Origin of the sequence: Glutamicibacter sp. NPDC087661 (assembly GCF_044743275.1) — a bacterium.
Classification (GTDB): Bacteria; Actinomycetota; Actinomycetes; order Actinomycetales; family Micrococcaceae; genus Glutamicibacter.
The window spans coordinates 334,379-359,497 of sequence record NZ_JBIUWE010000001.1 but is presented as its reverse complement, the minus strand read 5'-3'; the positions used below and the strand labels follow the sequence as shown (position 1 = coordinate 359,497).

Below are 25,119 nucleotides of genomic sequence, written 5' to 3'. Positions count from 1 at the left end.
GTGATTCGGCCACGCTGTTAGAGTCTTGTGCTAAATCCATTTAGCCAACTCATATCGAAGGATGGCAGCGTTGCCCGAAACTCAACAGGTCGCGGTGAAGCGACCACAGCTACATTTCACTGCGAAGAAAAACTGGATCAATGACCCCAATGGATTGTTCTTTGACGGAAAGCAATACCACCTGTACTTCCAGCACAATCCTCACGGCGTAGGCCACGGATTCATGTCTTGGGGCCACGCGGTCAGCACCGATCTGGTGAACTGGGAAGAACTTCCTATCGCGATTCTGCACGGCGACATGGCTGATATCTTCTCCGGCTCCATCGTGGTGGACCACGAAAATACCAGCGGCTTCGGCGACGGCACGGTTGCGCCGGTCGTTGCCATCTACACCGCGGCAGCCAAGGATGAGACCAACCAGTCCCAAGCCATCGCCTACTCGCTGGATGGTGGAATCACTTTCACCAAATACGGGCAGAATCCAGTTCTGGATCGAGGGTCCAAGGACTTCCGCGACCCAAAGGTCATCCGATACGAATCCGAGCAGGGTTCCTTCTGGGTCATGGTTGCTGTTGAAGCCATTGATCGCCGAGTGATGATCTACCGTTCTGAGAACCTCAAGGACTGGACCGAGCTCTCCAGCTTCGGACCCCAGGCTGCTGTTGCCGGAATCTGGGAATGCCCAGATCTATTCCAGCTACCAGTTGCCGGCACAGACCAGCTGAAGTGGGTTCTAATTGTTTCGCTGAACCCAGGCGGCGTGGCCGGCGGCTCAGGTACCCAGTACTTCATTGGTGAATTCAACGGCACCACCTTCACTCCTGATGAGACTCAGGAAACTTGGGATAGCTTCGGATACGAATCCTTGAAGCAGGGCGACTGGCTGGACTGGGGACGCGACTTCTATGCAGGTGTCAGCTTCCACGGCTTGCCACTAGACGAGCAAACTCTCATTGCCTGGATGAGCAACTGGGACTACGCCCGCGAGCTCCCCCACGACGGATGGCGCGGATCCATGAGCGCCGCACGCCGGCTGGATTTGGTGAAAGACTCCAACGGCAAGTTGGACATTCGCCAGCGCATTCTCGGATTGCCAAAAGCCGACGTTGCATCAAGCAAGGCCAACGCTGGCGAAAATCGTATTGAGCTGGGCTCCCCCGCTCTGGTTGAACTGACGTTTGCTACCAGCCCAACCGAACCAGCAGTCCTTTCCTTATTCCGCGCCGATGACACTCTTATCAGCGAACTCACCGTTGAATCCGCATTGATTCAGCACCGCCGCGAAGCAGGCAAGGTAGACCACGAGCTCTACGCCTCCAACCAGCGCATGCCTCTGCCCGCTGGTTCGGATGAACTAGATGTGAAAGTTCTCGTGGATCACGGATCTATCGAAATCCTAGCTGCTGGTGGTCGACGTTCCCTTACGGATCAGCTCACCGGTGAGGCAGCGCTGGCCTACGCGACCTTGCGCGTCGCAACTGGTGCGAATGCGTCTTTCAAAGTTCAAGAACTCTCTGATAACGCACTGGAGCCCAAGGCATGAGCCGCATTAGCGTAATGGGCGAATCCCTCGTCGACGTTGTTGAAGAAACTGCGCATCCTGGCGGATCACCGCTGAATGTCGCCGTCGGGCTTGCCCGGCTGGGACATGATGTTCAGTTCTATACGGAATTCGGTCAGGATTCCTACGGCATTCAAATTGCGGAGCACCTGGATCAGGCGGGAGTGCATGTTGCCGCCGGCTCAGTAACTGGGCATCCCACGTCCGTAGCCCAGGTAGTGATGGATGAGCACTTCAATGCTCGTTACACCTTCGACATCCACCAGCAGATTCCTGCTGTCCCCGCTGATGATTCCAGCGAATTGCTGCACACCGGTTCCATCGCTGCTTGGATTGAACCCTCGGGTCAAATCATTGTCGATGCTTTCAAGAATGCATCAGACGATTCACTTCGAAGCTATGACCCTAACCTCCGTCCGGATCTTGTCGAGGACAGGGACTCGGCTTTGCAACGCATTGAGCTGCTGATGGGCCTGAGCCACATCGTGAAGCTCAGCGACGTTGATGGTCAGTGGCTATACCCAGGCCTAGAGCCATGGGAGGTTCTGAAGCACGTAGCCAGCCTCGGCCCAGCCTTGGCGGTGATGACTCAGGGCGGCGATGGTTGCGTGGCGCTTTCCTCGGGACGGCAATTTGATGTCGCTGCCTCTCCCACCAATCTTGTGGACACCATAGGTGCCGGGGACGCCTTCATGTCCGGGCTGCTCTTTGGAGTGCTGGCTAATCCAGAATTCGCTCAAGCTCTTCGTCACGGCGCAACGGCTAAGTCTCAAGATGTTGAAGAGGCACTTCGTCAGGCCTTAACCTCAGCTGCACTGACAGTGGCACAAGCCGGAGCCAATCCCCCGTGGATTAAAGACTTCTCCCTCGCAATCGCTCAGTAACTACGCTTCGCAGCGTTCACGAAAGAATCCAGGACAAAGATGGCTGGCATTACGACTACTTACAAGAATCCTATTTACCTCCAGAGTTCCTTCTCGATGCTCCTGTTCTTCGCATCGTGGGGCATCTGGTGGTCCTTCTTCCAGATCTGGCTCACCAGCGAATCAGCAGGTCTAGGGCTCACCGGGGCACAGGTCGGCACGCTCTACTCGGTAAACTCGCTGGCAACGCTGATCCTGATGTTTGCCTACGGGGCCATTCAGGATCGGCTTGGCGACAGAAAGCATCTGGCCACCATTCTTGCCTCGGTGACCGCCCTGATCGGGCCATTCTGCACGTGGGTCTACCAGCCACTATTGCAGTCCCAGTTCATGGCCGGCGTGCTCATTGGCGCCATTGTCTTGTCAACTGGTTTCCTAGCCGGAGTTGGGCTATTTGAAGCCTTGACCGAACGCTACAGTCGCCGTTTCAACTTTGAATACGGGCAGGCCCGCATGTGGGGGTCCTTTGGCTACGCTCTGGTCGCATTGGCGGCCGGCTTCCTGTTCACTATCAACCCCATGCTGAACTTCTGGATCGGGTCCGTTCTGGGCCTGGCCCATCTCCTGCTGCTGGTGCTGGGCCGTACCAATAGACAGCCAGTGATCGCCGCCGGTTCCGGCAGGAAAATTCTTTCCCCCGCAACTACACCGACAATTCGTGAAATGTTCAGGCTATTCCGGCTGCCGAGTCTCTGGCTGATCATCTTGTTCGTCATGCTATCTTGGACGTTCTACACCGTCTTCGACCAGCAGATGTTCCCCGAGTTCTACACCGGCCTATTTGAATCACCCGAGACCGGACAGCGGGTATACGGAATCTTGAACTCAGTTCAGGTGTTCGTTGAAGCGGCCATGCTTGGCATCATCCCCCTGGTCATGCGCCGGATAGGCATTCGTTCAGCATTGCTACTGGGAGTGGCCATCATGTTTGTCCGCATCATCGGCTGCGCTCTGGTTGACGATCCGGTGCTGGTCTCGGCAATCAAGATGTTGCATGCCATTGAGACACCGCTATTCATCTTGCCGATCTTCCGTTACTTCACGCTGCACTTCAATCCGGCACTGTCGGCAACCCTATACATGGTTGGGTTCCAAGTATCGGCACAGATTGGCAACGTCATTCTGTCCACTCCCCTCGGTGCGCTCCATGACCGTATGGGCTACCAGCAGACCTTCATCGTGATTTCTCTAGTTGTGCTATTAGCTGGGATCTACGGATTCTTCGCTCTCAAAAAAGATGATCAGCAGGTAGATGGTGACCCGTTCATGCGTCATTCAAAAGCTGCCATGAACTCATAGCTGACTATTAGGCGAAGCGGGGTGGGATGTTGTCGAATTCGACGACATCCCACCCCGCTCTCGTTTGAGTAAGGAATGTCAAAAATGCGCAACTTCTGCATTGGGTTTATTTATGTTGCACACCTATTGTCGATGACTTAATTTCATCATTTCGTCACTCTGGATTCCTACGATCTAAACATTGTCGCCACGATAATTACACGGCGAATCACAGAATCATTTTGAAAGGTCTCCATGAAAACATCGTCTTCTGTTCCACGTCGCGGGATATTGGTTGCCGGCACCGCAGCCGCTATCACCGGACTCTTCGCCGCCAACAGCGCCACTGCATCCCCAGCACCGGCTGAGAATCCGGGAACGGCTCCCAGGCCAAAACTGAAATTCGCGGCAGATGGCAAGTTCAAGATCGTTCAGTTCAATGACACCCAGGATGGACCGCGCACCGATCGTCGCACCATTGAGCTGATGGAGAAGGTTCTGGATGCCGAGAAGCCCGGCTTCGCCCTGATCAACGGCGATGTAATCAATGGCTCCTCTCAAACAGTTACCGAAGTCAAGCAGGCTATCAACAACGTCGTGCAGCCGATGGAGTCCCGCGGTATCCCTTGGGCACTTACCTTCGGCAATCACGATGAAGATTCAATGCCCAATGGCACAGGCATGGACGAGGCAAAGATCCTGAACTTCATTCGAGGCTATGAGTTCAATGCCAACTCGAAGAATGACAAGATTGTTGGCGAATCGAATTCCCAGTTGCTGATCGCTTCCTCGAAGACCGCCAAACCTGTCTTTGGCATCTGGCTGCTTGATTCGAACCGCTACGCTCCAAAGACTGTTGGCGGCCAGGACTTCGAGGGCCTCATGTCCTACGACTGGATCCGTCCCGAGCAGATCGCTTGGTATCGCGAGGCTTCCATAGCCACCGAAAACCGCTACGGCAAGGTTCAGTCGCTAATGTTCTTCCACATACCACTGTGGGAGCACAACCACATGTGGTACGGCGCCCAGTTCACCTCGAACGACGCTGACCACGAGAAGGCCATCAAGAAGCACTCTATCGTCGGAGTGAAGAACGAGGGCGTCTACACCGGCGCATTCAATTCCGGCATGTTCGCCGCGCTGCAGGAACGCGGAGATGTCCGGGGCGTGTACTGCGGCCACGACCACATCAACACCTACATGGGTGACTACTACGGCATCGAGCTCGGCTACGGTCCAGGTACCGGTTTCGGCACCTACGGCCTCGGTGGGACCGAGAACCATCACCTACGCGGCGCCCGGGTCTTCGAACTCGACGAGAACAAGAACAGCGTTTACGCCGGAACCCGCACCGTGTTCGCCAAGGATCTGGGTATCGACATGGGTACTCAGGGACAACCGATCGAAGGGCCACTGCCGCTTCCATAGCCAAGACAAGTTCTGAGCAAGACGAAACCGACCGACGAATGAGCGATTTCGTCTTGCCCAGACTTTTTTTACCGCAGCGAAACTGGTAACGGCAAATTATCGAACAGCTGGAAACCATGGCCGGCGTATTTGTAAAGCGTTCCAGACCTTCTACGAAGACGCCTCCATCCACGAGGAATCCAACCCGGCATCATCTTCGACATGATCATGAAACCGGACTCGATGGGGAGCTACAGCGACAAGGACGTGGACCAGGTCGCCACGAAGTGGGTAGCCCAACACAACCACAAGGGCTCGGACTCACACCTGCAACCTCCCATCGACGTATTCCACGACCGCCGCAGGAATGCCACGCAGGATAACAACACTCTGGAACCGGAACAACCAGTCGAATTCCGCAAAACCGCGGGCGCCTTCAACAAGTCCTACGACTTCTTCTCGCAGGTCATCGACTACGGCAGCACCCGAATCGAGAAATTCGCGATCTACCTGAAGCTACTGGCCAAGGCACTGCAGACCACAGCCGCCGGCAACAGCTTGGACCTTTCCGATGCGGCGCTCACCCACTATGCCCTGAGGTGCAAGAAGCATAGGACCTGGAGCTAGTGGGTGGGCAAGGCAAGGGAATCGAGAGGTGACTGCAGCCGATTCGGGCGTTGTGCGGGAGACGACCCTACGCACTTTCGACGGACAGATTAAGCAGATCAACGAGCTATTCGAAGACACCGGAATCAGCGACGACGACCAAATCAATGCCGTCGAATCGATCATGCGCACGCCGAACCACACGAGCAGTTACAACGTGAAGCGATTGCAAATGGACCGATAGATTTCAGTTCATCGCCAAGTCTTCCCGAGACTATTGACAAGATCACCTACACCTCGGGAGAAGGACGCAAAAGGCAATCAATGCCTAGCTAGAGGTGGATGCCCCGGACGAGATAGTTCATTTTCTTCTTGCGACTGGTTTGCAAGATCGGGCTAGGAAGCCTTCGCAACGTGATGCTATGACGAATCATTACCCTGAGACACATAGACGTACATAGGTGCAAGAGGTCTTGCTGTTCGCTTTTCCACTCAGTGGCTCATGACCCCGTTAGGAGTTTTGTTTAGTCTTGGACCGACAGATCTTGACTACGAATGCCGATTAGGATGGACAACCCTAGAAATTAGTTTGGGGTCCACCGCCTGTACGTGGTGGCCCCAAACTGAGGTTGCTCAGGTGTCTAGCTTCGAGAATTCAAAACGATGTTCGTTACCGGCTGCGAAGAGTCGGTTGCGAATTCCAGCCCAGACGGAGAAACGCCATCAGCAACCAGCTGCGCGCCGAGAGCTGCAACCATTCCGCCGTTGTCCGTGCACAAGCTAAACGGAGGAACCACCAAGGCTATGCCCGCAGAAGCACATCGGGCCGCCAGAAGTTCACGCAGTCGAGTATTCGCCGCCACTCCCCCGCCCAGAAGCAGAGTCTTCAGTCCCTGTTCCTGCATCGCCCGGACTGCCTTCGACGTGATCACGTCTACGACAGCTTCCTGGAATGAAGCGGCAATGTCAGCAACTGGGATCTCTCCGCCGTTGGCCTCGAAGTGCTCGACGCAACGGGCTACAGCAGTCTTCAGTCCTGAGAACGAGAAGTTGTTGCGGTGCTTGCCAGGATTCTCGGCACTGCCCACGAACTTCGGCAGCGACAAGCCGCGAGGGAATCGGAATGCCTTTCGGTCTCCATCCTTAGCCGCCTTGTCGATAGCCGGACCACCTGGATACCCGAGACCCAGCAAACGAGCAGTCTTGTCATAGGCTTCACCGGCTGCATCATCAATCGTGGAGCCCAACAGCTGCACGTCGTTAGTCAGCGAAGTGACCTTCAAGATTTCGGTGTGCCCCCCTGAGACCAGCAGTGCCCCGAAAGTTGGCGGCAATACGGTTCCTTCGAGAACGCCAACACCTACGTGAGCAACCAAGTGGTTGATCCCGTACAACGGCTTCCCTGTAGCCAACGCCAGAGCCTTGGCTGCCGAAACTCCAACCATCAGAGCACCGGCCAGGCCTGGACCGCTGGTCACGGCAATGGCGTCAATGTCATCAAGAGTCAGTTCCGCGGTGTCCAGAGCTGACTGCAGGGTGGGCACAAAGGCTTCCAAATGAGCTCGCGCAGCGATCTCGGGAATCACTCCTCCAAAGCGTACGTGCTCATCCATGGAACTGGAGACAGCGTTAGCAAGCAGCCTATTGCCGCGCACGATGCCCACGCCGGTTTCATCGCAGGAAGACTCGATGCCCAGTACTACGGGTTCTGTGTTGCTCATGCGTTGCGTTCTTCCTCTTGTCCTTGCTGGACATCCAGCGGCAGTCTCATAATAAGCGCGTCTACCCCGCCCTTGTAGTAGCCCTTGCGACGGTGAATGGTAGTGAATCCCATGGATTCATACAGACCAATGGCACCGGGGTTATCAAAGCGAACTTCGAGCATCACATCCAATGCATTCTTCTCGCCTGCGGTCTGGATGAGCAATGCCAAAAGCTTGCGTCCCAAGCCTCGCCCTTGGTAGTCCGGGTGCATGGCAATAGTTTGCACATCGGCAATCGGCAAGACCACGCACAGGCCGGCATAGCCGATAACTCGACCAGAGTCTTCATAGACCCAGTAGGTGCGGGTGTCGCGCTGCGCTAGCTCGGATTCGAAACCAGCCAGTGGCCATGCATCCTCGGGAAACAGCTGCTGTTCCAGCTCGTGGACGGCCAGCAGATCCTCGGCAACCATGGGACGCAGGATGACCTGGTTCGCCTCGTTCATCACTTAGCCTGCTTCATGAACGCCGGAACCTGTGCATCGGATTCACGCAGGTACTGCGGCGAAGTGTCAGACAGATCCTTGCCCGCAGCCAGATCGCTTATGCCTCGGCGGACGAGGTAGCCAGCGTTTGCAATCCATTCAAAGGACTCAGGCATGGGCTTGGCCCCGGCTTCTTCCAATTGCTCGGCATAGATTCCGGCGCCAATGCCGTAGACCGGGAATGCAGGAAGGGCTGAAGCAGCTGAAACATGCGGGCCATCAACCATGGCTCCGTCCTGGTCGTAGCGAGCCCAGTACACTTCTTTGCGGCGCGCATCGGAAGCCACAATGAACTGTGCCGGAGCCTCGCCTGCATCCAGCACCTGTTCGGCGAGCGCATGCAAGGACATCACACCATGCACGGGTACCTGCCATACGAAGCCGAAGGTACGCGCGGCAACCAAGCCAACGCGCAGGCCGGTGAACGGGCCCGGCCCTACGCCAACGATAATGCCAGCAAGGTCTTGGCCTTTCTGTCCATGAGCGTCCAAGAGTTCCTTGACGTATGCCGACAGGGTTTCGGTCTGGTCGTTCCCCTTGGATGAAACCCGCTGGTCGACAACTAAACCGGTGGCTTTGTCAACCAGTGCCACCGATGCGTTGGCGGAGGTGTCGATAGCTAAGTAGTTAGGCATGCTTCTCTTCCGTGTGCTGCGCAGTTACTGCAGACAGCAAAGTGTCTTTCAACTGGGCAAAGGTGTCCTCGTCCCAGCGCGGGCCGATCCCCTTCAGGCTAAACAACCGCGGCTCGTCCAGCTCTTCCTCCGATTCTTCCCACGGGTTGGCACTCGGTGCGGCCAGGGCTTCGCGGTCCAGCTGGATTTCCAGACGCGAGTCCGTGAGATGTTCCACCTTGCCCAGCCCCCACTCCACAACGGTGACTGAATCAGCCAGCGTTGATTCGAGATCCAGGGTGTCCACGTCGTCGTGGCCCTTCAAGCGGTAGGCATCCACGTGGATCAGTCCGGGGCCATCGCCTAGCGCCGGGTGCTGGCGGGCCAAAACGAATGTAGGCGAGATGATTCCCTCGCGTACATTCAGTCCCACGCCCAGTGACTGAGTCAGGGTCGTCTTACCAGCGCCCAAGGCCCCGGTAAGAATCACCAAGTCTCCGGCTTTGAGCTGGGCACCAAGAGCTTCCCCCAGCGCTTCGGTAACAGTGAGGTCATCTAGTTGGCAGGAGAATTCCCGCACCGGGTTACTCACCGGCTTCACCCCAGCTGCCTTCGATGTAGTAGCGGGGCACGCGCGGAGAAATGCGGGTTACCACTTCGTAGTTGATGGTGTTCGCCGCATAGGCCCAAGTGTTCACCGACTGCCCGCCTTTACCGAAGATAATCGCCTCGGCGCCGAGGAAGTCCTCAGGCTTGATGTCCGCGCCCAGATCAATGACGCACTGGTCCATGGCGATGCGTCCGCGTACCGGGTAGGTGCGTCCGTTAACTGTTACCGGCGCACCTGTTGCGATGCGCGGCAAACCGTCTGCATAGCCCATGGGGATCAGCCCGAGGTAGGTCTCCGCTTCAGTCTTGTAATTCAGGCCGTAGGACACGCCCTGCCCCGGATGGACCTTCTTGACGTTAGCCACGCGGGTCTTCACTGTCATGGCTGGACGCAGGCCGAAACTTTCTGGCGAGTCGGTTTCAAAGGGGCTCAGGCCATACAAGCCCAACCCCAAGCGCACCATGTCGTGGTGCGAATCAGGTCGCGAAAGGATACCCGGCGTATTGGCGATATGGCGCACTTCAAGATCGAAGCCGGCTGCTTCTACCAGTTCTATGGCCTTGTTGAAGATTTCCAGCTGCTCGTCCGTTTCGGGCCGCTCTGGCTCATCTGCGACCGCGAGGTGGGAGAAGATGCCAACTACGCGCAGCAGTCCTTCTTCTTGGAAGTCGCTGGCGCGGTTCAACAGATCAGGCAGGGCATCCATAGTTGAGCCATTGCGGCCAAGTCCTGTGTCCACCTTGATGTGGATACGTGCCGGTGTCTGCACGGCACGTGCTGCGGCGGCAACGTATTCCAGCTCCCAGCCTGAGACTCCCAGATCAAGACCGGCATCAATGGCGGCCTCGAATGGGGTGTCCTCGGTGTGCAGCCAGGCCATCATGGGAGCATCGATGCCCGCTTCACGCAGGGCGAGAGCTTCCGTGGCATGGGCACACCCGATCCAGCGGGCGCCGCCCTCCAAGGCGGCCTTGGCTACGGGGATAGCTCCATGGCCGTAGGCGTCTGCTTTGACGACGGCCATAACTGCAGCTGGGGCTACAACATCAGAAATCTGCTTGACGTTGTTGCGGATGGCCGACAAGTCAATGACTGCACGACGTTCAAATCCGATAGCCTGTGCACCGCTGGTGCTCTTTGTCAGGTTGCTTTCTTCAAGCGCTTCAGAGTTCACCTATTCATCTTCGCACTTTTCGGTTCCGCTTGCCTTGTTCACCCGTGCGCAGTTCGGCACATAGTGCGAGTTAAAGTCGGAAGGGGCGGACCCAAGCAACTGTGTTGCTGGGTCCGCCCCTTTGAGACGGATGTTTGTCAGGGCTTAGCGCAGAGTCTTCAGCTCGTCGCGGATCTGGGCGAGCAGCTCCAGCTGTGGATCTACTTCTTCCTCTGGCTCTTCTGCACCGGCAGCACGGCGTGCAGCCAGTCGCTCGTTGAGCTTGGTCATTGGCAGAACCAGCGCGAAGTAGACAGCTGCAGCAATCAGCAGGAAGTTGACCAGTGCAGTCAGGAAGACACCGAACTTGATGTCAACGCCGTCAATGGTTAGCAACAAGAAGCTGTCGAAGTTTGGAGATCCAACCAGGGCGGCGATCAATGGCATCAGCACATTATCGACCAAGGCGGTGACTACAGCGCCGAAGGCAGCGCCGATAACAACAGCAACGGCCAGATCGACAACGTTGCCCTTCATAATAAAATCGCGGAAACCTTTTAGCATGGTTAGAGCATACACAGGAAAATCACAGCACGACTACGAATTTGGGCTCCGATCTGTAATAGTTCGGCAAACTCACAGAAATCGTTTGCTTAAATATCAGCTGAAGAAGCCTAGATTTTCCTCAATAGCATCCTGCGCACCGAGTGATCCGCCGCCTTGCGCAGTACTAATTGCGCCCGCCCACGCGTAGGCAAGACGTTTTCCCTGAGGTTCGGCTCGTTAATGCGCTTCCAGATACCGTGAGCAGTTTCCCGTGCCTCGACATCAGTGAGCTGGGCATAGCGGTGGAAGTAGCTGGCAGGGTCGGAGAAGGCACCGGAGCGCAGACGCATGAACCGCTTGATGTACCACTCTTCGATATCCGCGGTACGCGCATCCACGTAGACGGAGAAGTCGAAGAAGTCGCTCAGGGCCAGGCCCACGGTCCCATCGGAACGGGTTCGAGCAGGCTGCAATACGTTCAGTCCCTCGACAATCAATACCTGCGGTGAGCGGATTACGTTGCGCTCCCCCGGGATGATGTCGTAGGTCAGGTGCGAGTAGACCGGAGCGCTTACTTCTGGGGCACCGGACTTTACCGCCGAGACAAAGCGCAGCAGCGCCCGCCGGTCATAGGATTCGGGGAACCCCTTGCGGTGCATGATCCCGCGGCGCTCGAGCTCGGCATTCGGGTACAAGAAGCCATCAGTGGTTATGAGCTGGACATCAGGCGTATGCGGCCAGCGGCGCAGCATTTCCTGCAGTACACGGGCAGTTGTGGACTTCCCCACGGCAACCGAGCCGGCGACGCCGATGACAAAAGGCGTGCGGCTGGTCTGCTCGCCCAAGAAGGTAGTGGTTGCCTGATGCGTCGCGCCGGCACCCTCGACATAAAGCGACAGCAGGCGGCTCAGTGGCAGGTAGACGTCCCGGACCTCTTGCAAGTCCAGCTGGTCGCCGAGGCCGCGTAGCCGCTCAATGTCCGAGTAGTTCAGCGGCTGTTCCATTTGATTGGACAGGCGCGCCCATGTCTCGCGCTCCAGTTCAACGAAAGGCGAGATAGGCGTTTCAAGTGTTCCGTGTGGTTCCACGAGGGTAAATTCTGCCAAGAATATGCTCCACATCCCAATTAACAACATCAACAAGGCAATTGGATTAGTCAAAAAACGGCCGACTGGTGATCTAAGACATAGGTAATTTTGAGTGCTCCGACACGATTATTCCCATCGATGGGCATTGAACCGGTAGGATTTTTCCCATGTGCGGAATTGTTGGATATGCAGGAACCTCGAGCCAGGTCGCCGATCATGGCGCCCTCGACGTTCTAATTGAAGGTTTGCGTCGGTTGGAATACCGCGGCTACGACTCGGCTGGTGTCGCTGTTGTTGCCGATGGCGCCATTCATTCTCGTAAGAAGGCCGGCAAGCTGGTCAATCTGGAAAATGAAATTGCCGAGTCCCCATTGCCTAAGTCGATGACCGGCATTGGGCATACCCGTTGGGCAACCCACGGTGGTCCGAGCGATCAGAACGCTCACCCACACCTGGCCGATGGTGGCAAGCTTGCCATGATCCACAACGGAATTATTGAAAACTTCGCCGGCATCAAGGCCGGCTTGGCAGCCGAGAGCGTTGAATTCCTCTCGGATACCGATACCGAGGTTGCCGCAGCTCTGCTGGGCAAGCTCTACAGCTCCGAGGCCGAAGGCGATTTGACCCGCGCCATGCAGCTTGCTGTTCAGCAGCTCGAAGGTGCTTTCACCCTCTTGGCAGTTCACCAGGACCACCCAGGTGTTGTCGTTGCGGCTCGCCGCAACTCCCCTCTGGTTCTCGGTCTGGGCGATGGCGAAAACTTCCTGGGTTCGGATGTCTCCGGCTTCATCGACTTCACCCGTCGTGCCGTAGAACTGGGCCAGGACCAGATCGTAACCATCACCCCGGATAACCATTCCATCACCGACTTCGACGGCAACCCGGCCGAAGGCAAGGAATTCACCGTTGACTGGGATGCAGCCAGCGCTGAAAAGGGCGGCTTCCCATCCTTCATGGAGAAGGAAATCTTCGACCAGCCTGCAGCTGTTGCCGACACCCTGCTGGGCCGCTCGGACGCTGATGGCCGACTGACCCTGGACGAACTGCGTATCGCTCCAGAGGAACTGGCCGAAATCTCCAAGATTGTTGTTCTTGCTTGCGGCACCTCGGCATATGCCGGCTCCGTGGCCAAGTACGCTATCGAGTCCTGGTGCCGTATCCCGGTAGAAGTTGAGCTCTCCCACGAGTTCCGCTACCGCGAGCCAATCGTGGACGAAAAGACCCTGATCGTTTCGATCTCCCAGTCCGGCGAAACCATGGACACCTTGATGGCTGTGCGTTACGCCAAGGAGCAGGGCGCCAAGACCATGTCGATCTGCAACACCAACGGATCGACCATCCCACGCGAATCGGATGCGGTGCTGTACACCCACGCTGGTCCGGAAATTGCTGTGGCTTCCACCAAGGCATTCCTGGCACAGATCACCGCAACCTACCTGCTGGGCCTGTATCTGGCGCAGCTGCGCGGCAACCTGTTCCAGGGCCAGATCAAGGACATCCTTGCCGACCTGGGCAAGATCCCTTCCAAGATCCAGGACGTCTTGGACCGCGCGGAAGAGATCAAGGATCTGGCACGCAACATGTCAGATGCCAACTCCGTGCTGTTCCTGGGCCGCCACGTAGGCTACCCGGTAGCAATGGAAGGCGCCTTGAAGCTCAAGGAAATCGCCTACATCCATGCTGAAGGCTTCGCCGCTGGCGAGCTGAAGCACGGCCCTATCGCCCTGATCGACGATGGCCAGCCAGTGTTCGTCGTAGTTCCTTCCCCTCGTGGTCGCGACTCGCTGCACTCCAAGGTTGTCTCCAATATCCAGGAAGTGCGCGCCCGTGGCGCTAAGACCCTGGTTATTGCCGAAGATGGCGATGCTGCGGTCAAGGACTTCTCCGAGTGGGTCTTCTACGTGCCAGAAACCCCAACCCTGCTGATGCCTCTGCTGGCCACCGTGCCACTGCAGATCTTCGCTTGCGAACTGGCATCCGCCAAGGGCTTCGATGTCGACCAGCCACGCAACTTGGCCAAGTCGGTGACCGTGGAGTAATCCACCGAGCACCAGAATTGCGGGCATTCCCTTTCCGGGAATGCCCGCAATTTTTATGCCCTGCAAGCACTGGATAAACTGATAGGCATGATTGCAGGAATTGGAGTGGACATCGTTGATGTGCCGCGTTTTGGCCGCCAGCTCGAGAAGACTCCACGCTTGCGTGAACGGCTCTTCACCGAAGAAGAGCGGGGCCTGCCCCTGCGATCCCTGGCGGCCCGCTTCGCGGCCAAGGAAGCCATCGCCAAGGCGCTGGGAGCTCCTGCGGGCATGAACTGGCAGGACTGCACTATCCGCAAAGATGAAGCCGGTGATCCCCAGGTTCACAACACTGGTTCAGTGGCCGCTGCCAGCGAGCTGCGTGGCATCAAATCATGGCATCTGACCATGTCCCACGATGGAGATATGGCTATCGCAATGGTGGTTGCAGAACGCTAGGCACCAACGCCACGACGAAAGAATAACGACACGCATCTCATTAAATAGGGCATCGCACAGGTGCCTTGAGTATTGTTTGTCTTATGATTCCTGTCTACAGTGTTGCGCAAATTCGTGCGGTTGAAGCCCAGGAGAACTCCAAGCGGGGCGAGACCAGCTTAATGAAGCAAGCAGCCGCCCATTTGGCTTCAACGGCAGTCGCCATGCTGACCGAGAATTCCAGCGCCGATCCGGCTTCCGTGGTGGCGCTTATCGGCCCGGGCAACAACGGTGGAGATGGCTTGTATGCACTGGCAGAGCTCCAACTGCAGAAGATTTCCACTCTGGCTCTGCAGTGCCACGAACAGATCCATGCCGAAGGTGCTGCAGCATATCAAGCTGCCGGCGGTACCGTGCTGGACCTCTCCGACGGTCAAGGCGAATTAGCTAATGCCTCGCTCATTATTGACGCCATCTACGGCCTTGGATACCGTGCCGGCTCTGATTTGCCGAAGCTTCCTGCTGGCGCACGGGTGCTGGCCTGCGATATTCCTTCAGGCCTGGATCCTGAAACGGGCGTTGCGCAGGACTCTGTTCTTCGCGCAGAACGCACGGTAACTTTCGGTGCCATGAAATCCGGTCTTCTGTCTGTAGACGGACCGCTGGTTACCGGTGACATTACCGTGGCAGATCTCGAATTCGACTTTTCTTCCGTCCAAGCTGGAACGCAGCTTGTGGACGAGGTGGCCACTCGCGAGCTGCTGGACCAGCACCGCTCTTGGCGGGATGCCGGACGGCACAAGTACCAGCGTGGAGTTCTGGGACTCATCGCCGGTTCCGGCCTTTATCCCGGAGCTGCTCAGCTGACCGCCAAGGCCGCTGTAGCCTGCGGCGTCGGATTGCTTCGCACCCACGTGCCAGAATCCATTCAGCCGCTCATGGCCGTCGCCGTGCCGGAGTCCGTGCCACTGGATGATGAGCAGATCAAGGAAGCGCTGTCTTCCTCCCGCCGTCAGATTCACGGCAAGGGCGCCAAGATCAAGGCTTGGGCCATTGGCCCGGGCTTGGATGGACGCACTCCCCCGACTGGCGCCATCGCTGATGTCTTTGCCAGCCCGCAGCCGGCCGTCATTGACGCGTCCGGATTGGAAGTCGTTCCTGCCGGCCCAAGCGAGCAGCCTCGCGTGCTGACGCCTCATGCCAAGGAACTGCGCATGCTGCTCAGCCGCGCTGGAGTGAAGATCACTCCCGATGAGATTTCCCAGGACCCGATTCGCTGGACCCGGTGGGCCGCCCTGGCATACAACGCCGTGGTCCTGCTCAAGGGACCAACCAGCTACATTGTGGCCCCCAATGGCGACAGCCTGATGGTGAGCCACTCGGCACCAGAATTGGCCACTGCAGGCAGCGGCGATGTCCTGACCGGCATCCTGGGCTACATGCTCTCCGACAGCTCGCTCACGGGCACCGAAGGCCTGCGAACCGTGCCTAACCGCCGCATGATGGAACTGACCGCGTGTGCCGCTTACATTCATGGCCACCTGGGCCGGGTGACCGCTTCAGAGGGAACTGTCAATGCTTCGCGCCTGATCGAGAACCTGCCTAAGGTCATGAAGCAGTTCGGCTTCTAGGCTCTGGGTCCCTCTAGAGGCCGCCAGAAACTTTGAGAACGCTGCCGGTGGTGTAGGCGGCTTCGCTAGACAATAGCCAAGCCACCGCACCGGCTACTTCTGTCGGCTTGCCTGCGCGTCCCATCGGGATCGTCTCGGCGATTTGCGCAGGGCGCTGTGGATCCTTATGGAATTCAGTCCAAAGCGTTCCCGGGCTAACCGCATTCACTCGGATGCCGTCCTTAGCCAGTTCCTTGGACAGTCCCACTGTCAAGGCTTCTACTCCGGCCTTGGCTGCAGCGTAATGCACGTACGTGAAGGGGCTTCCGGATTCAGCCGCCACCGATGAAATGTTCACGATTGCACCACCGCCATGTGACCGGAGCAGGGGCAGCGCATATTTAATGCAGGTAATTGGGCCCAGAAGGTTCACGTTCAGATCCGCGGCGATATCGGTCAACTCGTTGTCTGCCAGATTTCCGATGGCCGTCGCTGATCCCGCGTTGTTTACCAGTCCTTCAAGTTCCCCAATGTCCTTCACTCGGGCGAAGAACCTTGCCACTGATTCTTCATTGGCGCAGTCGATCTGCAGGACATGGCAAATCGCGCCGAGCTCACGGACTTTATCTGCCACTGCCTGCGCCGATTTCTCATCCTGCCTGTAGCCGATGATCAAGTTGCGGTCGGTGGCTAGACGCAGCGCAATCGCGGCTCCTAACCCACGACCACCGCCGGTGACCACAGTGTATGCCATGCGGCTCCCCCTCTCTTGCAGTTGCGGTCGCGTACCGCAGCTAGCTTCAGGAAGCCTGTACCGGAATCGAGGTAGTTGCCGGAGCCATGTTGCCCAGCTCGAAGTATTCACCCGGACCGGTAACAGTCCAGCCCTGATTCCGCCATTCAGGGCGGTCCAGGACGTTGCGCCCGTCAATCAGCTGCTTGTTGGCCACTAGATCCGCCAGATCCGACGGATTCAGTTCGCGGAATTCATTCCATTCGGTCAGCACCAAGGTCAGGTCCGCATCCTTCGCCGCTTCCTTGAAGGAATCAACGTAGTTCAAGCGCGGGAAACGGCCGGCAGCGTTGGCGTTGCCTTCTGGGTCGTAGACCGAGACTTCAGCGCCCTCGTTGTACAGGCGGACGGCGATATCCAGTGCTGGCGAGTCCCGCACATCATCGCTGTTCGGCTTGAAAGTCACGCCGAGTACGCAGACATGCTTGCCTGCCAGCTCATTGCCCAGCATGTGCGAGGCCAGCGAGACCACGCGGTCACGGCGTCGCAAATTGATCTGGTCGACTTCAGCCAAGAAGCCCATGGTCTGGCTCAGGCCAAGTTCGCTGACGCGTGCTTGGAGGGCTCGAATGTCCTTGGGCAGGCAACCGCCACCGAAGCCCACTCCAGCGTTCAGGAAACGGCGTCCAATGCGCTTATCGTGGCCAATGGCGTCGGCAAGGACCTTAATGTCGCCGCCTACGGTTTCAGTCACCTCCGCAAAGGCGTTGATGAAAGAAATCTTGGTAGCCAGGAAGGCGTTGGCTGCAACCTTGACCAGTTCTGCAGTCTCCAGGTCCGTGGCGATCTCCGGAGTATCCAAGGCAAGGATCGGTGCATAGACTTTGCGCAGCAGTTCCAGTCCGTGTTCATGCTCCAGGCCGTAGACCAGGCGATCGGGGCGCAGGGTATCCTGGACGGCGAAGCCTTCTCGAAGGAACTCCGGATTCCATGCCAGCGCGATGCTGCTTCCGTTCTTGGCGTCTTGGGCAATTTTCTCGCTCAGCCGGCGTGCGGTGCCTACCGGCACGGTGGACTTCCCGACAATCAGCGCTTCGCCGGTGATGTGCTCCAGCAGCGAATCCACAGCACCGTCTACGTAGGACATGTCTGCGGATTGCGAGTCGGCGCGCTGCGGGGTGCCCACGGTGATGAAGTGGATATCCGCGCCGGCAGCGACTTCTGCGTAGCTGTCGGTGAAGCGCAGGCGTCCGGAGGCCACATGCTTGCGCAGCAGTTCTGGCAGGCCTGGCTCGTGGAAGGGCAGAACGCCAGCGGCCAGTGCTTCCAGCTTGGCTTTGTCTACGTCCAGTCCAATGACTTCATAGCCCAGTTCAGCCATGCAGGCGGCATGGGTTGCACCGAGGTAGCCGGTGCCGATCACGCTGATGCGTAAAGTCACGAAAGTCCTTCTCTCCGAGAACGCGAACCGATATCAGTTTCTATTAGTTAGCATGCCACACCCCCGCAGCGTGTTCCGGCGTGGAACGCGCTGCGGGGGTGTGAGTTTTCTTGATATTTACGTGTTGGTTGCTGGGAAGCTACTGGGCCTAGAGGGCCAGATGCTCCTTGACCGATCCTGCCAGAGCTTCGGCTTCGGCCTGGGCCTGCTCGTGGGTAGCTGCCTCGACCATGACGCGAACTACTGGCTCGGTCCCCGATGGACGCAGCAGCACACGGCCGGTGGTGCCCAAGCGTGCCTCAGCAGCGGCAATTGCCCGCTGCAGCGGTTCGCATTCTGGAACGCTGGCCTTGTCTACGCCGCGTACGTTGATCAGCACCTGTGGCAGGACGGTCAGCACGGCAGCAAGTTCCTTCAGGGTCTTGCCGGTAGCCTTCACGCGGGCCGCGATCATCAGGCCGGTCAGCACGCCGTCGCCGGTGGTGGCGTGCTTGGAGAAGATCACGTGGCCGGATTGCTCGCCACCCAGGGAGTAATCGCCTTCGCGCATGCCTTCGAGCACGTAGCGGTCACCCACGCCGGTCTGCTTAACAGTGATGCCTGCTGCTTCCATGGCCAGGGTCAGGCCGAGGTTGCTCATCACGGTGGCAACCAGGGTGTTGTCCTTGAGTTCGCCGCGGTCCTTCATGTCCAGTGCCATGACGGCCATGATCTGGTCACCGTCGACGACGGTGCCTTCATGGTCTACTGCGAGACAGCGGTCAGCGTCGCCGTCGTGCGCGATGCCCAGGTCCGCGCCGTGCTCCAGCACAGCGGCCTGCAGCTTCTCCAGGTGGGTGGAGCCGTAGCCGTCATTGATGTTGATGCCGTCTGGATCTGCGCCAATCACGACGATCTCTGCGCCGGCAGCCTTGAACACCTCTGGGGAGCAGCCCGAAGCAGCGCCGTGGGCGCAGTCCAGAACTACCTTCATGCCATCCAGCCGGTTGGGCAGGGCATGCAGCAGGTGCATGATGTAGCGGTCCTCAGCGTCGGCGAAACGCGAGACTCGACCTACCTCACCGCCGGTTGGACGTGGCTTTGGCATCTTCAAGCAGGCTTCGATGGCATCTTCCAGCGCATCGTCCAGCTTTTTGCCGCCACGGGCCAAGAACTTAATACCGTTATCCGGAGCCGCGTTGTGCGAAGCGGAGATCATGACACCGAAATCGGCGTTCAGGTCCCCTACCAGGAATGCCGCCGCAGGAGTCGGCAGCGTGCCGGCATCCATGACGTCTACGCCGGAGGCGGCCAGGCCGGCCTCAATTGCGGCAGACAGGAAGTCACCACTGATGCGCGGGTCCTTGGCAACCACAGCGACCGGCTTGTAGCCGTCCTCTGGCTGGCTCAAGCCCAGCACCACCGATGCCGCCTGCGCCAGTTCCAGCGCGAGCTCGGGAGTTAACAGTTCGTTTGCTTTTCCTCGGACCCCATCGGTCCCAAATAACCTTGCCATCGCCTTCAATCATATGCCCTCTGCATTGATTTATACGGCTTAAAGTCCCGCATTGGCAGTGAGATGAGAAAAGATTAATGGGATCTTGCAGTCTTCGGCGTTAAAAGGCCAAAGGCCCCGGCGTCCTTTGCAGGATGCCAGGGCCTTTGGAAAGACCTTGGAGCAAGGTTTAGCGCTTCGAGAACTGCGAAGCCTTACGTGCCTTCTTCAGACCAGCCTTCTTGCGCTCGATGACGCGTGCGTCACGAGTCAAGTAGCCAGCCTTCTTCAGGGTAGCGCGGTTTGCATCGCGATCGATCTCGTTCAGCGAGCGAGCGATACCCAAACGCAGTGCACCGGCCTGGCCGGAAATGCCGCCACCGTTGATACGAGCGATAACGTCGTAAGCACCCTCAAGACCAAGGATCTTGAAAGGCTCGTTGACGTCCTGCTGGTGCAGCTTGTTAGGGAAGAAGTTCTCCAGGGTGCGACCGTTAACGGTCCACTTGCCGGTGCCTGGTACCAGGCGAACGCGGGCGATAGCCTGCTTGCGACGGCCAACTGCTGCACCTGGAACGGTCAGCGGAGCGCGCTCGGTTTCGGCAACTACAGCCGAAGCAGAGGTCTCGGTGGTGTAAGTCGAAGGGGTCTCGCCTTCGAATTCAGTGGTTTCTTCAGCGTTCTGAGCCACGATAATCTCCTATTAAGTATTTCTTCTCGGGGCCAGGACTACTGAGCGACCTGGGTGATTTCCAGTGCCTTTGGCGACTGAGCAGCGTGTGGGTGCTCGGCGCCGCGGTAGACCTTCAGCTTCGACAGCTGGGCATCGGAAAGCTTGTTCTTAGGCAGCATGCCCTTGATGGCCTTCTCAACAGCCAGTACTGGGTTCTTTTCCAGCAAGTCTGCGTAGTTGATGCTCTTCAGGCCACCTGGGAAACCGGAGTGGCGGTAAGCGCGCTTGTTCAGCAGCTTCTTACCGGTCAGTGCAACCTTGTCTGCATTGATGATGATGACATGGTCGCCCATGTCCATGTGTGCAGCATAGGTTGGCTTGTGCTTGCCGCGCAGCAGGGTTGCGGCCTGGACGGCGAGACGGCCGAGTACTACGTCGGTGGCGTCAATGACAAACCACTGACGAGTCTGGTCAGCCGGCTTTGGGGTGTACGTACGCACAGTAATTGCCTTACGTTGATTCGTTTCTGGTCAAACAGTCGCTTGGCTGAAGGCGGTGAGATCCCCCAGTGACAGGCACTGTCGTGTTGTTCTTGTGTTTAGACCAGTACGCCAGGTGAGGACTGATGATAACCGGCCGTCCATATATTGTTCGCACACCCAGCAGACCAGCGACTATGCAACTAAGCCGTCACGCTTGGGCGTGTAGTGTCGAACGTGGACATACACAACTCATAAAAGTTTAGCGGATTAAAGTGTTTCCGGCCAAAAAAGCATGTACGTCGTGAGCAACAACACCCTTAAGATCCCGGGGATTATCGGTTAATCAGCTTTCCATGCAGGCTTCGTCAACTTCGGCTTCGGTTCGCCGTGCGCGGGTCAGAAGTGCTCGTTCTGCCAGTTCTTCAGCCTCTGGGTAGTAGACCTCTTCGAGGACCAGAGCCCGCGGGTGCGAAAGCTTGGTCTTGGAGTCGCGGACCATCTGTTCCAGCCGCTGGGCCAGGAACCCCGGTTGCTCACGCCCATCCCCCACCATCATCGCGGCACCGATTAGCGCACGGACCATGTTGTGGCAGAAGGCATCGGCCTTCAAATGGGCCAGCACCAAGCCGTCGGCTCCGCGGGTGAAGGTGAATTCCTGCAGGGTACGAATGGTCGTGGCATGCGGACGGGGCTTGCAGTAGGTCAAGAAGTCGTGGCGGCCCAGCACGCTTTGCGCCTCGCGATTCATCGCCTCGACATCCAGCTCTTCACGGTGCCACGTGGTCAGGTGGCGGGTCAGTGGATCCCAGCGCTGCTGCCCATCGGCAATCCGGTAGGAGTAGCGGCGGGCCAGCGCAGAGAAGCGGGCATCGAAGCCTTCTGGTGCGCGTTCGGCTTCATGCACCCAAACGGCACCATCTTGACGGCCAAGGATGCCGTTGATGCGGCGTACGAGCGCAGGACCGGGAGCCAAGGGCGCCTTGCGTGGCAGTCCCGCGTATTCTTCCTCGGTCAAATCGAAGTGCACCACCTGGTGGCGGGCATGCACACCTGCATCGGTGCGTCCGGCAACAACCACGCGCACGCGGCGCCGGATCATCATTTCCAGGGCCTCTTCAACCAGCTGCTGCACGCCCAAGACATTGGGCTGGCGAGCCCAACCGCTATAGGCGGCACCGTCGTATCCGAGCACCATGCGCATGCGGATCCATGCTGGTGCTGCAGTGGCCCCCAATGCGGTGGTGCCCATTGGATCGATGCTTTCTGGCTGAGTACTCATGTATTCAATTATGCGTAAGCAGACGCGCAACCGTCGAATCAAGTGCCCGCCTTCACGCCGTTATCCACAGGCGCCAAAACGAGAGCTGCTGCCGGGAGTAGCCTATGTGCATTCCACGGACCTGCCGCGCATGCGGCTGGTTCACTAGCAACGTTCTAAGGACTCGCCATGTTCAGGAATGCAGTTAGCTTTATCGCGATATCAGTTGCTGTCCCGCTCTGCTTAAGCGGCTGCAGTTCGGGACAGCTGAGCACAAAGCAATCATGCGCCCTCATTAATGAACTGGCCGTAGAACATTCCATCGAGGAAAAGTGGGCCCTGGCATATATGGGAATTCTTGCGCAGAATTCACAACCTGCGATTGAGGCTATGGAAACAGCCATCGGCATCCACCGGGAAGTCTCCGAGCAAACTGGCAATAGGCACTTGCGCACTGCATTGCGGTCCGAAATCGAAAACTACCAAGACTTCATTGACCTCATTGCCAATCGCTACTTTGACGATCCAACGCTCGCGTCAGACGTTGAGGCAACCGAGGGCGGACTGCAAGATCAATACACCGACTATGTGCGTGAAACGTGCCCAGCTTCCGCTTCTGAACCTGATCCGTCCGCTTCTTAGGAACCCGCTGCTTGCCGATCCGCTCATGTCATACACTGCCTGCAATAACTCCTGATTATAGAATAAACAGGTACTTATCGGTGCCTCACGTGCTGGGCCATCGGATCATCATCGTCTAAGGATCTCCATGTTGAAAAAGTTCGCGGCATCTTCCGCTGCGCTCACCCTTGCATCTGTCATGCTCACTGGTTGCAGTGCAGGCAAAATGTCCACCGAGGAAACCTGCGTTTACATCAACGACCAGGTGGCTGAACGCGAACTGCAGAAGAAGGCGGAGGACTCCAGCGCTGAGCTCTTGGCTGGCGATACATCGGCTTATGCCGAGATCATGAACGAGTTTGATTCCATCCTGGGCGAAGCCGCTGAGAACACGAAGGACAACAAGCTTGCCACGTCCTTGAATGCGGCATCGGAGCAGACCAAGAAAATGGCTGGCCTGATGGCTGAGGGCAACAGCAGCAACATGATGGAAATTTCGCAGAAGATCGCCGAACTGGATACGACTGAAGCTTCCGAGGCTACCGAATACCTGAATACGGCTTGCCCGGACATGGATTCGTTCAGCTAGGCAATTCCAAGATGCGGATGCCCCTGCCCTCCAACTGACGGGCAAAATCACCCGCGTCTTCACGCAAACAGGCATAAAAAAGATTCCCGTTGGTTCCTTGCGGATCCAACGGGAATCTTTTTCGGCTTTGCAGGCAGAGAGCATTAGCTCGAAGGGGCTTAGGCCTCTTCGGTCTCAGCAGCCTTCTCGGCAGCCTTGGTGGCTTCCTTGACGACAGCCTGCTTTGGCGAAACTGGCTCCATCACGAGCTCGATAACAGCCATAGGAGCGTTGTCGCCCTTGCGGTTACCGATCTTGGTGATGCGGGTGTAGCCACCCTCGCGGTTTGCCATTGCTGGTGCGATGTTCTCGAACAGTTCGTGAACGATCGACTTGTTGGTGCGCGAACGCGAAGCGATGACGGCCTGGACGCGGCGACGCGAAGCCAGGTCTCCGCGCTTAGCGAAGGTGATCAGGCGCTCTGCGTGTGGACGCAGACGCTTGGCACGGGTCAGGGTGGTGGTGATCTTCTTGTTCTCGAAGAGCTGTGCCGACATGTTAGCGAAAATCAATCGCTCATGTGCTGCACTGCCGCCGAGACGCGGACCCTTGGTAGGGGTAGGCATTGTGGTTCTCCTAGATGAATAACCCGTACTGGACGAATATTTCGTTCAGTCGGATGAAGTAGTGTGTCGCTAGACGCGGGTCTTACAGACCTTCGTCGTATTCGTCGCCATCGTCGATGGCGCTACGAGCGGCCAGATCGAAGCCTGGAGGGGAATCCTTCAGGGCCAGACCCAGTTCAACCAGCTTGGCCTTGACTTCGTCAATGGACTTCGCACCGAAGTTGCGGATGTCCATCAAGTCGGCCTCGGAGCGGGTTACGAGTTCACCCACAGAGTGGATGCCCTCACGCTTCAAGCAGTTGTACGAACGAACGGTGAGTTCCAGATCCTCGATCGGCAGCGCCATGTCAGCAGCCATAGCTGCATCGGTTGGCGATGGACCGATTTCGATACCTTCAGCCTGAGTGTTCAGTTCGCGGAACAAACCGAACAGCTCAACCAGGGTGGTACCTGCGGATGCAACTGCATCGCGCGGGGTGATCGATTCCTTGGTCTCCACGTCAACGATCAAACGATCGAAGTCGGTGCGCTGCTCGACACGGGTTGCTTCCACGCGGAAGGTCACCTTCAACACTGGGGAGTAGATCGAATCAACTGGGATTCGACCGATCTCGCCATCAATGTTCTTGTTCTGAGCGGCAGACACATAGCCACGGCCGCGCTCAATGGTCAGTTCCATGTCGAACTTGCCATTGGCGTTGAGGGTGGCGATGTGCAGATCAGGGTTGTGGAACTCCACACCTGCTGGAGGGGTGATGTCCGCTGCAGTAACGATGCCCGGGCCCTGCTTGCGCAGGTAGGCAACGACTGGCTCGTCGTGCTCGGAAGATACCGACAGGTTCTTGATGTTCAAGACCAGTTCGGTGACATCTTCCTTGACACCGGCTACGGTGGTGAACTCGTGCAGTACACCGTCAATTCGAACACTGGTGACAGAAGCACCAGGAATCGAAGAGAGCAGAGTACGGCGGAGCGAGTTACCAAGGGTGTAGCCAAAGCCTGGCTCCAGTGGTTCGATAACGAACCGGGAGCGGTTTTCGGCAACTACTTCTTCGGTCAGGGTTGGGCGCTGCGTAATGAGCACTTACATTTCCTTTCAGCGAGCGTCCGCTATATGACGCCTCACGGGGGTGGAAACGACGG

The 25,119-nt window shown here is 57.6% G+C and carries 25 protein-coding genes and 1 pseudogene; 11 read left to right on the top strand and 15 right to left on the bottom strand.

Translation table 11 applies throughout. The annotated features are described in order from the left end of the window. Nucleotides 1-70: 70 nt before the first annotated feature. From ACIOTN_RS01770 to ACIOTN_RS01745, 6 genes are all read left to right on the top strand, one after another. On the top strand, nucleotides 71-1,543 hold the full coding sequence (locus ACIOTN_RS01770) for a glycoside hydrolase family 32 protein (protein WP_286134200.1): 1,473 nt from the start codon (nucleotides 71-73) through the stop codon (nucleotides 1,541-1,543). Further along, the gene (locus ACIOTN_RS01765) at nucleotides 1,540-2,445 is read left to right on the top strand and encodes a carbohydrate kinase (protein ID WP_105657627.1); all 906 of its coding nucleotides are present in this window, start codon (nucleotides 1,540-1,542) and stop codon (nucleotides 2,443-2,445) included. The genes ACIOTN_RS01770 and ACIOTN_RS01765 overlap by 4 nt, the downstream gene beginning before the upstream one ends. Before the next feature lie 39 nt (nucleotides 2,446-2,484). After that, entirely contained in the window at nucleotides 2,485-3,783 is a 1,299-nt protein-coding gene (locus tag ACIOTN_RS01760) for an MFS transporter (protein ID WP_133833644.1), read from the top strand. A 234-nt stretch (nucleotides 3,784-4,017) separates the two neighbouring features. Further along, on the top strand, nucleotides 4,018-5,190 hold the full coding sequence (locus tag ACIOTN_RS01755) for a metallophosphoesterase family protein (RefSeq protein ID WP_105657629.1): 1,173 nt from the start codon (nucleotides 4,018-4,020) through the stop codon (nucleotides 5,188-5,190). 201 nt (nucleotides 5,191-5,391) lie between these two features. After that, the gene (locus ACIOTN_RS01750; protein ID WP_105657630.1) at nucleotides 5,392-5,796 is read left to right on the top strand and encodes a hypothetical protein; all 405 of its coding nucleotides are present in this window, start codon (nucleotides 5,392-5,394) and stop codon (nucleotides 5,794-5,796) included. 28 nt (nucleotides 5,797-5,824) lie between these two features. Continuing rightward, a complete protein-coding gene (locus tag ACIOTN_RS01745) occupies nucleotides 5,825-6,019 on the top strand; it encodes a hypothetical protein (RefSeq protein ID WP_105657631.1) in 195 nt (64 codons plus the stop codon). 397 nt (nucleotides 6,020-6,416) lie between these two features. Here ACIOTN_RS01745 and tsaD read toward each other — a convergent pair whose 3' ends face one another. The 7 genes from tsaD to coaA form a co-directional block, all read right to left on the bottom strand. Then, a complete protein-coding gene (tsaD, locus tag ACIOTN_RS01740; protein WP_105661537.1) occupies nucleotides 6,417-7,496 on the bottom strand; it encodes a tRNA (adenosine(37)-N6)-threonylcarbamoyltransferase complex transferase subunit TsaD in 1,080 nt (359 codons plus the stop codon). After that, nucleotides 7,493-7,984: a ribosomal protein S18-alanine N-acetyltransferase gene (rimI, locus tag ACIOTN_RS01735; RefSeq protein ID WP_105657632.1), complete on the bottom strand. Its 492-nt coding sequence runs from the start codon at nucleotides 7,982-7,984 to the stop codon at nucleotides 7,493-7,495. The genes tsaD and rimI overlap by 4 nt, the downstream gene beginning before the upstream one ends. Next, a complete protein-coding gene (gene tsaB, locus ACIOTN_RS01730) occupies nucleotides 7,984-8,658 on the bottom strand; it encodes a tRNA (adenosine(37)-N6)-threonylcarbamoyltransferase complex dimerization subunit type 1 TsaB (RefSeq protein WP_402734724.1) in 675 nt (224 codons plus the stop codon). Before tsaB ends, rimI begins: the two co-directional genes overlap by 1 nt. Further along, entirely contained in the window at nucleotides 8,651-9,229 is a 579-nt protein-coding gene (gene tsaE, locus ACIOTN_RS01725) for a tRNA (adenosine(37)-N6)-threonylcarbamoyltransferase complex ATPase subunit type 1 TsaE (protein WP_105657687.1), read from the bottom strand. The genes tsaB and tsaE overlap by 8 nt, the downstream gene beginning before the upstream one ends. Next, the gene (alr, locus tag ACIOTN_RS01720) at nucleotides 9,222-10,421 is read right to left on the bottom strand and encodes an alanine racemase (protein ID WP_105657634.1); all 1,200 of its coding nucleotides are present in this window, start codon (nucleotides 10,419-10,421) and stop codon (nucleotides 9,222-9,224) included. The genes tsaE and alr overlap by 8 nt, the downstream gene beginning before the upstream one ends. A gap of 144 nt (nucleotides 10,422-10,565) precedes the next feature. Beyond that, nucleotides 10,566-10,964, bottom strand: a complete 399-nt coding sequence (gene mscL / locus ACIOTN_RS01715) for a large conductance mechanosensitive channel protein MscL (protein WP_105657635.1) — start codon at nucleotides 10,962-10,964, stop codon at nucleotides 10,566-10,568. Between the two features lie 110 nt (nucleotides 10,965-11,074). Beyond that, nucleotides 11,075-12,034 carry a type I pantothenate kinase gene (coaA, locus tag ACIOTN_RS01710; RefSeq protein ID WP_105657688.1) on the bottom strand — a complete coding sequence of 320 codons (960 nt, stop codon included), beginning with the start codon at nucleotides 12,032-12,034 and terminating at the stop codon, nucleotides 11,075-11,077. Between the two features lie 167 nt (nucleotides 12,035-12,201). Here coaA and glmS point away from each other — a divergent pair, with 167 nt between their 5' ends. The 3 genes from glmS (at nucleotide 12,202) to ACIOTN_RS01695 (ending at nucleotide 16,121) form a co-directional block, all read left to right on the top strand. Next, nucleotides 12,202-14,073: a glutamine--fructose-6-phosphate transaminase (isomerizing) gene (gene glmS, locus ACIOTN_RS01705; protein WP_105657636.1), complete on the top strand. Its 1,872-nt coding sequence runs from the start codon at nucleotides 12,202-12,204 to the stop codon at nucleotides 14,071-14,073. A gap of 87 nt (nucleotides 14,074-14,160) precedes the next feature. After that, the gene (locus tag ACIOTN_RS01700) at nucleotides 14,161-14,511 is read left to right on the top strand and encodes a holo-ACP synthase (RefSeq protein ID WP_105657637.1); all 351 of its coding nucleotides are present in this window, start codon (nucleotides 14,161-14,163) and stop codon (nucleotides 14,509-14,511) included. Nucleotides 14,512-14,672: 161 nt separating this feature from the next. Then, on the top strand, nucleotides 14,673-16,121 hold the full coding sequence (locus tag ACIOTN_RS01695) for an NAD(P)H-hydrate dehydratase (protein ID WP_402734723.1): 1,449 nt from the start codon (nucleotides 14,673-14,675) through the stop codon (nucleotides 16,119-16,121). Between the two features lie 13 nt (nucleotides 16,122-16,134). On the opposite strand, the gene ACIOTN_RS01690 is transcribed toward ACIOTN_RS01695, so the two are convergent. The 6 genes from ACIOTN_RS01690 to truA form a co-directional block, all read right to left on the bottom strand. Then, entirely contained in the window at nucleotides 16,135-16,842 is a 708-nt protein-coding gene (locus ACIOTN_RS01690; protein ID WP_219844124.1) for an SDR family NAD(P)-dependent oxidoreductase, read from the bottom strand. Between the two features lie 58 nt (nucleotides 16,843-16,900). After that, nucleotides 16,901-18,274, bottom strand: a complete 1,374-nt coding sequence (locus ACIOTN_RS01685; protein ID WP_105657640.1) for a UDP-glucose/GDP-mannose dehydrogenase family protein — start codon at nucleotides 18,272-18,274, stop codon at nucleotides 16,901-16,903. 148 nt (nucleotides 18,275-18,422) lie between these two features. Further along, nucleotides 18,423-19,769 (bottom strand): phosphoglucosamine mutase, encoded by a 1,347-nt coding sequence (gene glmM, locus ACIOTN_RS01680; RefSeq protein WP_402734722.1) that lies wholly within the window; start codon nucleotides 19,767-19,769, stop codon nucleotides 18,423-18,425. Nucleotides 19,770-19,938: 169 nt separating this feature from the next. Next, nucleotides 19,939-20,439: a 30S ribosomal protein S9 gene (gene rpsI, locus ACIOTN_RS01675; RefSeq protein WP_060702200.1), complete on the bottom strand. Its 501-nt coding sequence runs from the start codon at nucleotides 20,437-20,439 to the stop codon at nucleotides 19,939-19,941. Nucleotides 20,440-20,477: 38 nt separating this feature from the next. After that, nucleotides 20,478-20,921 carry a 50S ribosomal protein L13 gene (rplM, locus tag ACIOTN_RS01670; RefSeq protein ID WP_105657642.1) on the bottom strand — a complete coding sequence of 148 codons (444 nt, stop codon included), beginning with the start codon at nucleotides 20,919-20,921 and terminating at the stop codon, nucleotides 20,478-20,480. A 325-nt stretch (nucleotides 20,922-21,246) separates the two neighbouring features. After that, the gene (gene truA, locus ACIOTN_RS01665; protein ID WP_286134203.1) at nucleotides 21,247-22,182 is read right to left on the bottom strand and encodes a tRNA pseudouridine(38-40) synthase TruA; all 936 of its coding nucleotides are present in this window, start codon (nucleotides 22,180-22,182) and stop codon (nucleotides 21,247-21,249) included. A gap of 168 nt (nucleotides 22,183-22,350) precedes the next feature. Between truA and ACIOTN_RS01660 the strand changes: the two genes are divergently transcribed. Next, a complete protein-coding gene (locus tag ACIOTN_RS01660; protein WP_146112909.1) occupies nucleotides 22,351-22,803 on the top strand; it encodes a hypothetical protein in 453 nt (150 codons plus the stop codon). Nucleotides 22,804-22,930: 127 nt separating this feature from the next. After that, nucleotides 22,931-23,371, top strand: a complete 441-nt coding sequence (locus ACIOTN_RS01655; RefSeq protein ID WP_105657645.1) for a hypothetical protein — start codon at nucleotides 22,931-22,933, stop codon at nucleotides 23,369-23,371. A 164-nt stretch (nucleotides 23,372-23,535) separates the two neighbouring features. On the opposite strand, the pseudogene rplQ reads toward ACIOTN_RS01655, so the two are convergent. Both rplQ and ACIOTN_RS01645 read right to left on the bottom strand, forming a co-directional pair. Beyond that, a pseudogene (gene rplQ / locus ACIOTN_RS01650) lies at nucleotides 23,536-23,976 on the bottom strand (50S ribosomal protein L17); the annotation flags it as partial. A gap of 82 nt (nucleotides 23,977-24,058) precedes the next feature. Next, entirely contained in the window at nucleotides 24,059-25,060 is a 1,002-nt protein-coding gene (locus ACIOTN_RS01645) for a DNA-directed RNA polymerase subunit alpha (protein ID WP_105657647.1), read from the bottom strand. Nucleotides 25,061-25,119: the final 59 nt, after the last annotated feature.

Excerpts from the sequence above, each read along its gene's own strand:
- ACIOTN_RS01755 (WP_105657629.1), top strand. The coding sequence starts at position 4,018 with ATGAAAACATCGTCTTCTGTTCCACGTCGCGGGATATTGGTTGCCGGC.
- ACIOTN_RS01660 (WP_146112909.1), top strand. The coding sequence starts at position 22,351 with ATGTTCAGGAATGCAGTTAGCTTTATCGCGATATCAGTTGCTGTCCCG.
- ACIOTN_RS01695 (WP_402734723.1), top strand. The coding sequence starts at position 14,673 with ATGAAGCAAGCAGCCGCCCATTTGGCTTCAACGGCAGTCGCCATGCTG.
- truA (WP_286134203.1), bottom strand. The coding sequence starts at position 22,182 with ATGAGTACTCAGCCAGAAAGCATCGATCCAATGGGCACCACCGCATTG.
- glmS (WP_105657636.1), top strand. The coding sequence starts at position 12,202 with ATGTGCGGAATTGTTGGATATGCAGGAACCTCGAGCCAGGTCGCCGAT.
- ACIOTN_RS01655 (WP_105657645.1), top strand. The coding sequence starts at position 22,931 with ATGTTGAAAAAGTTCGCGGCATCTTCCGCTGCGCTCACCCTTGCATCT.
- tsaB (WP_402734724.1), bottom strand. The coding sequence starts at position 8,658 with ATGCCTAACTACTTAGCTATCGACACCTCCGCCAACGCATCGGTGGCA.
- ACIOTN_RS01750 (WP_105657630.1), top strand. The coding sequence starts at position 5,392 with ATGATCATGAAACCGGACTCGATGGGGAGCTACAGCGACAAGGACGTG.
- mscL (WP_105657635.1), bottom strand. The coding sequence starts at position 10,964 with ATGCTAAAAGGTTTCCGCGATTTTATTATGAAGGGCAACGTTGTCGAT.
- ACIOTN_RS01700 (WP_105657637.1), top strand. The coding sequence starts at position 14,161 with ATGATTGCAGGAATTGGAGTGGACATCGTTGATGTGCCGCGTTTTGGC.
- glmM (WP_402734722.1), bottom strand. The coding sequence starts at position 19,769 with ATGGCAAGGTTATTTGGGACCGATGGGGTCCGAGGAAAAGCAAACGAA.
- tsaD (WP_105661537.1), bottom strand. The coding sequence starts at position 7,496 with ATGAGCAACACAGAACCCGTAGTACTGGGCATCGAGTCTTCCTGCGAT.
- ACIOTN_RS01765 (WP_105657627.1), top strand. The coding sequence starts at position 1,540 with ATGAGCCGCATTAGCGTAATGGGCGAATCCCTCGTCGACGTTGTTGAA.
- rimI (WP_105657632.1), bottom strand. The coding sequence starts at position 7,984 with ATGAACGAGGCGAACCAGGTCATCCTGCGTCCCATGGTTGCCGAGGAT.
- ACIOTN_RS01760 (WP_133833644.1), top strand. The coding sequence starts at position 2,485 with ATGGCTGGCATTACGACTACTTACAAGAATCCTATTTACCTCCAGAGT.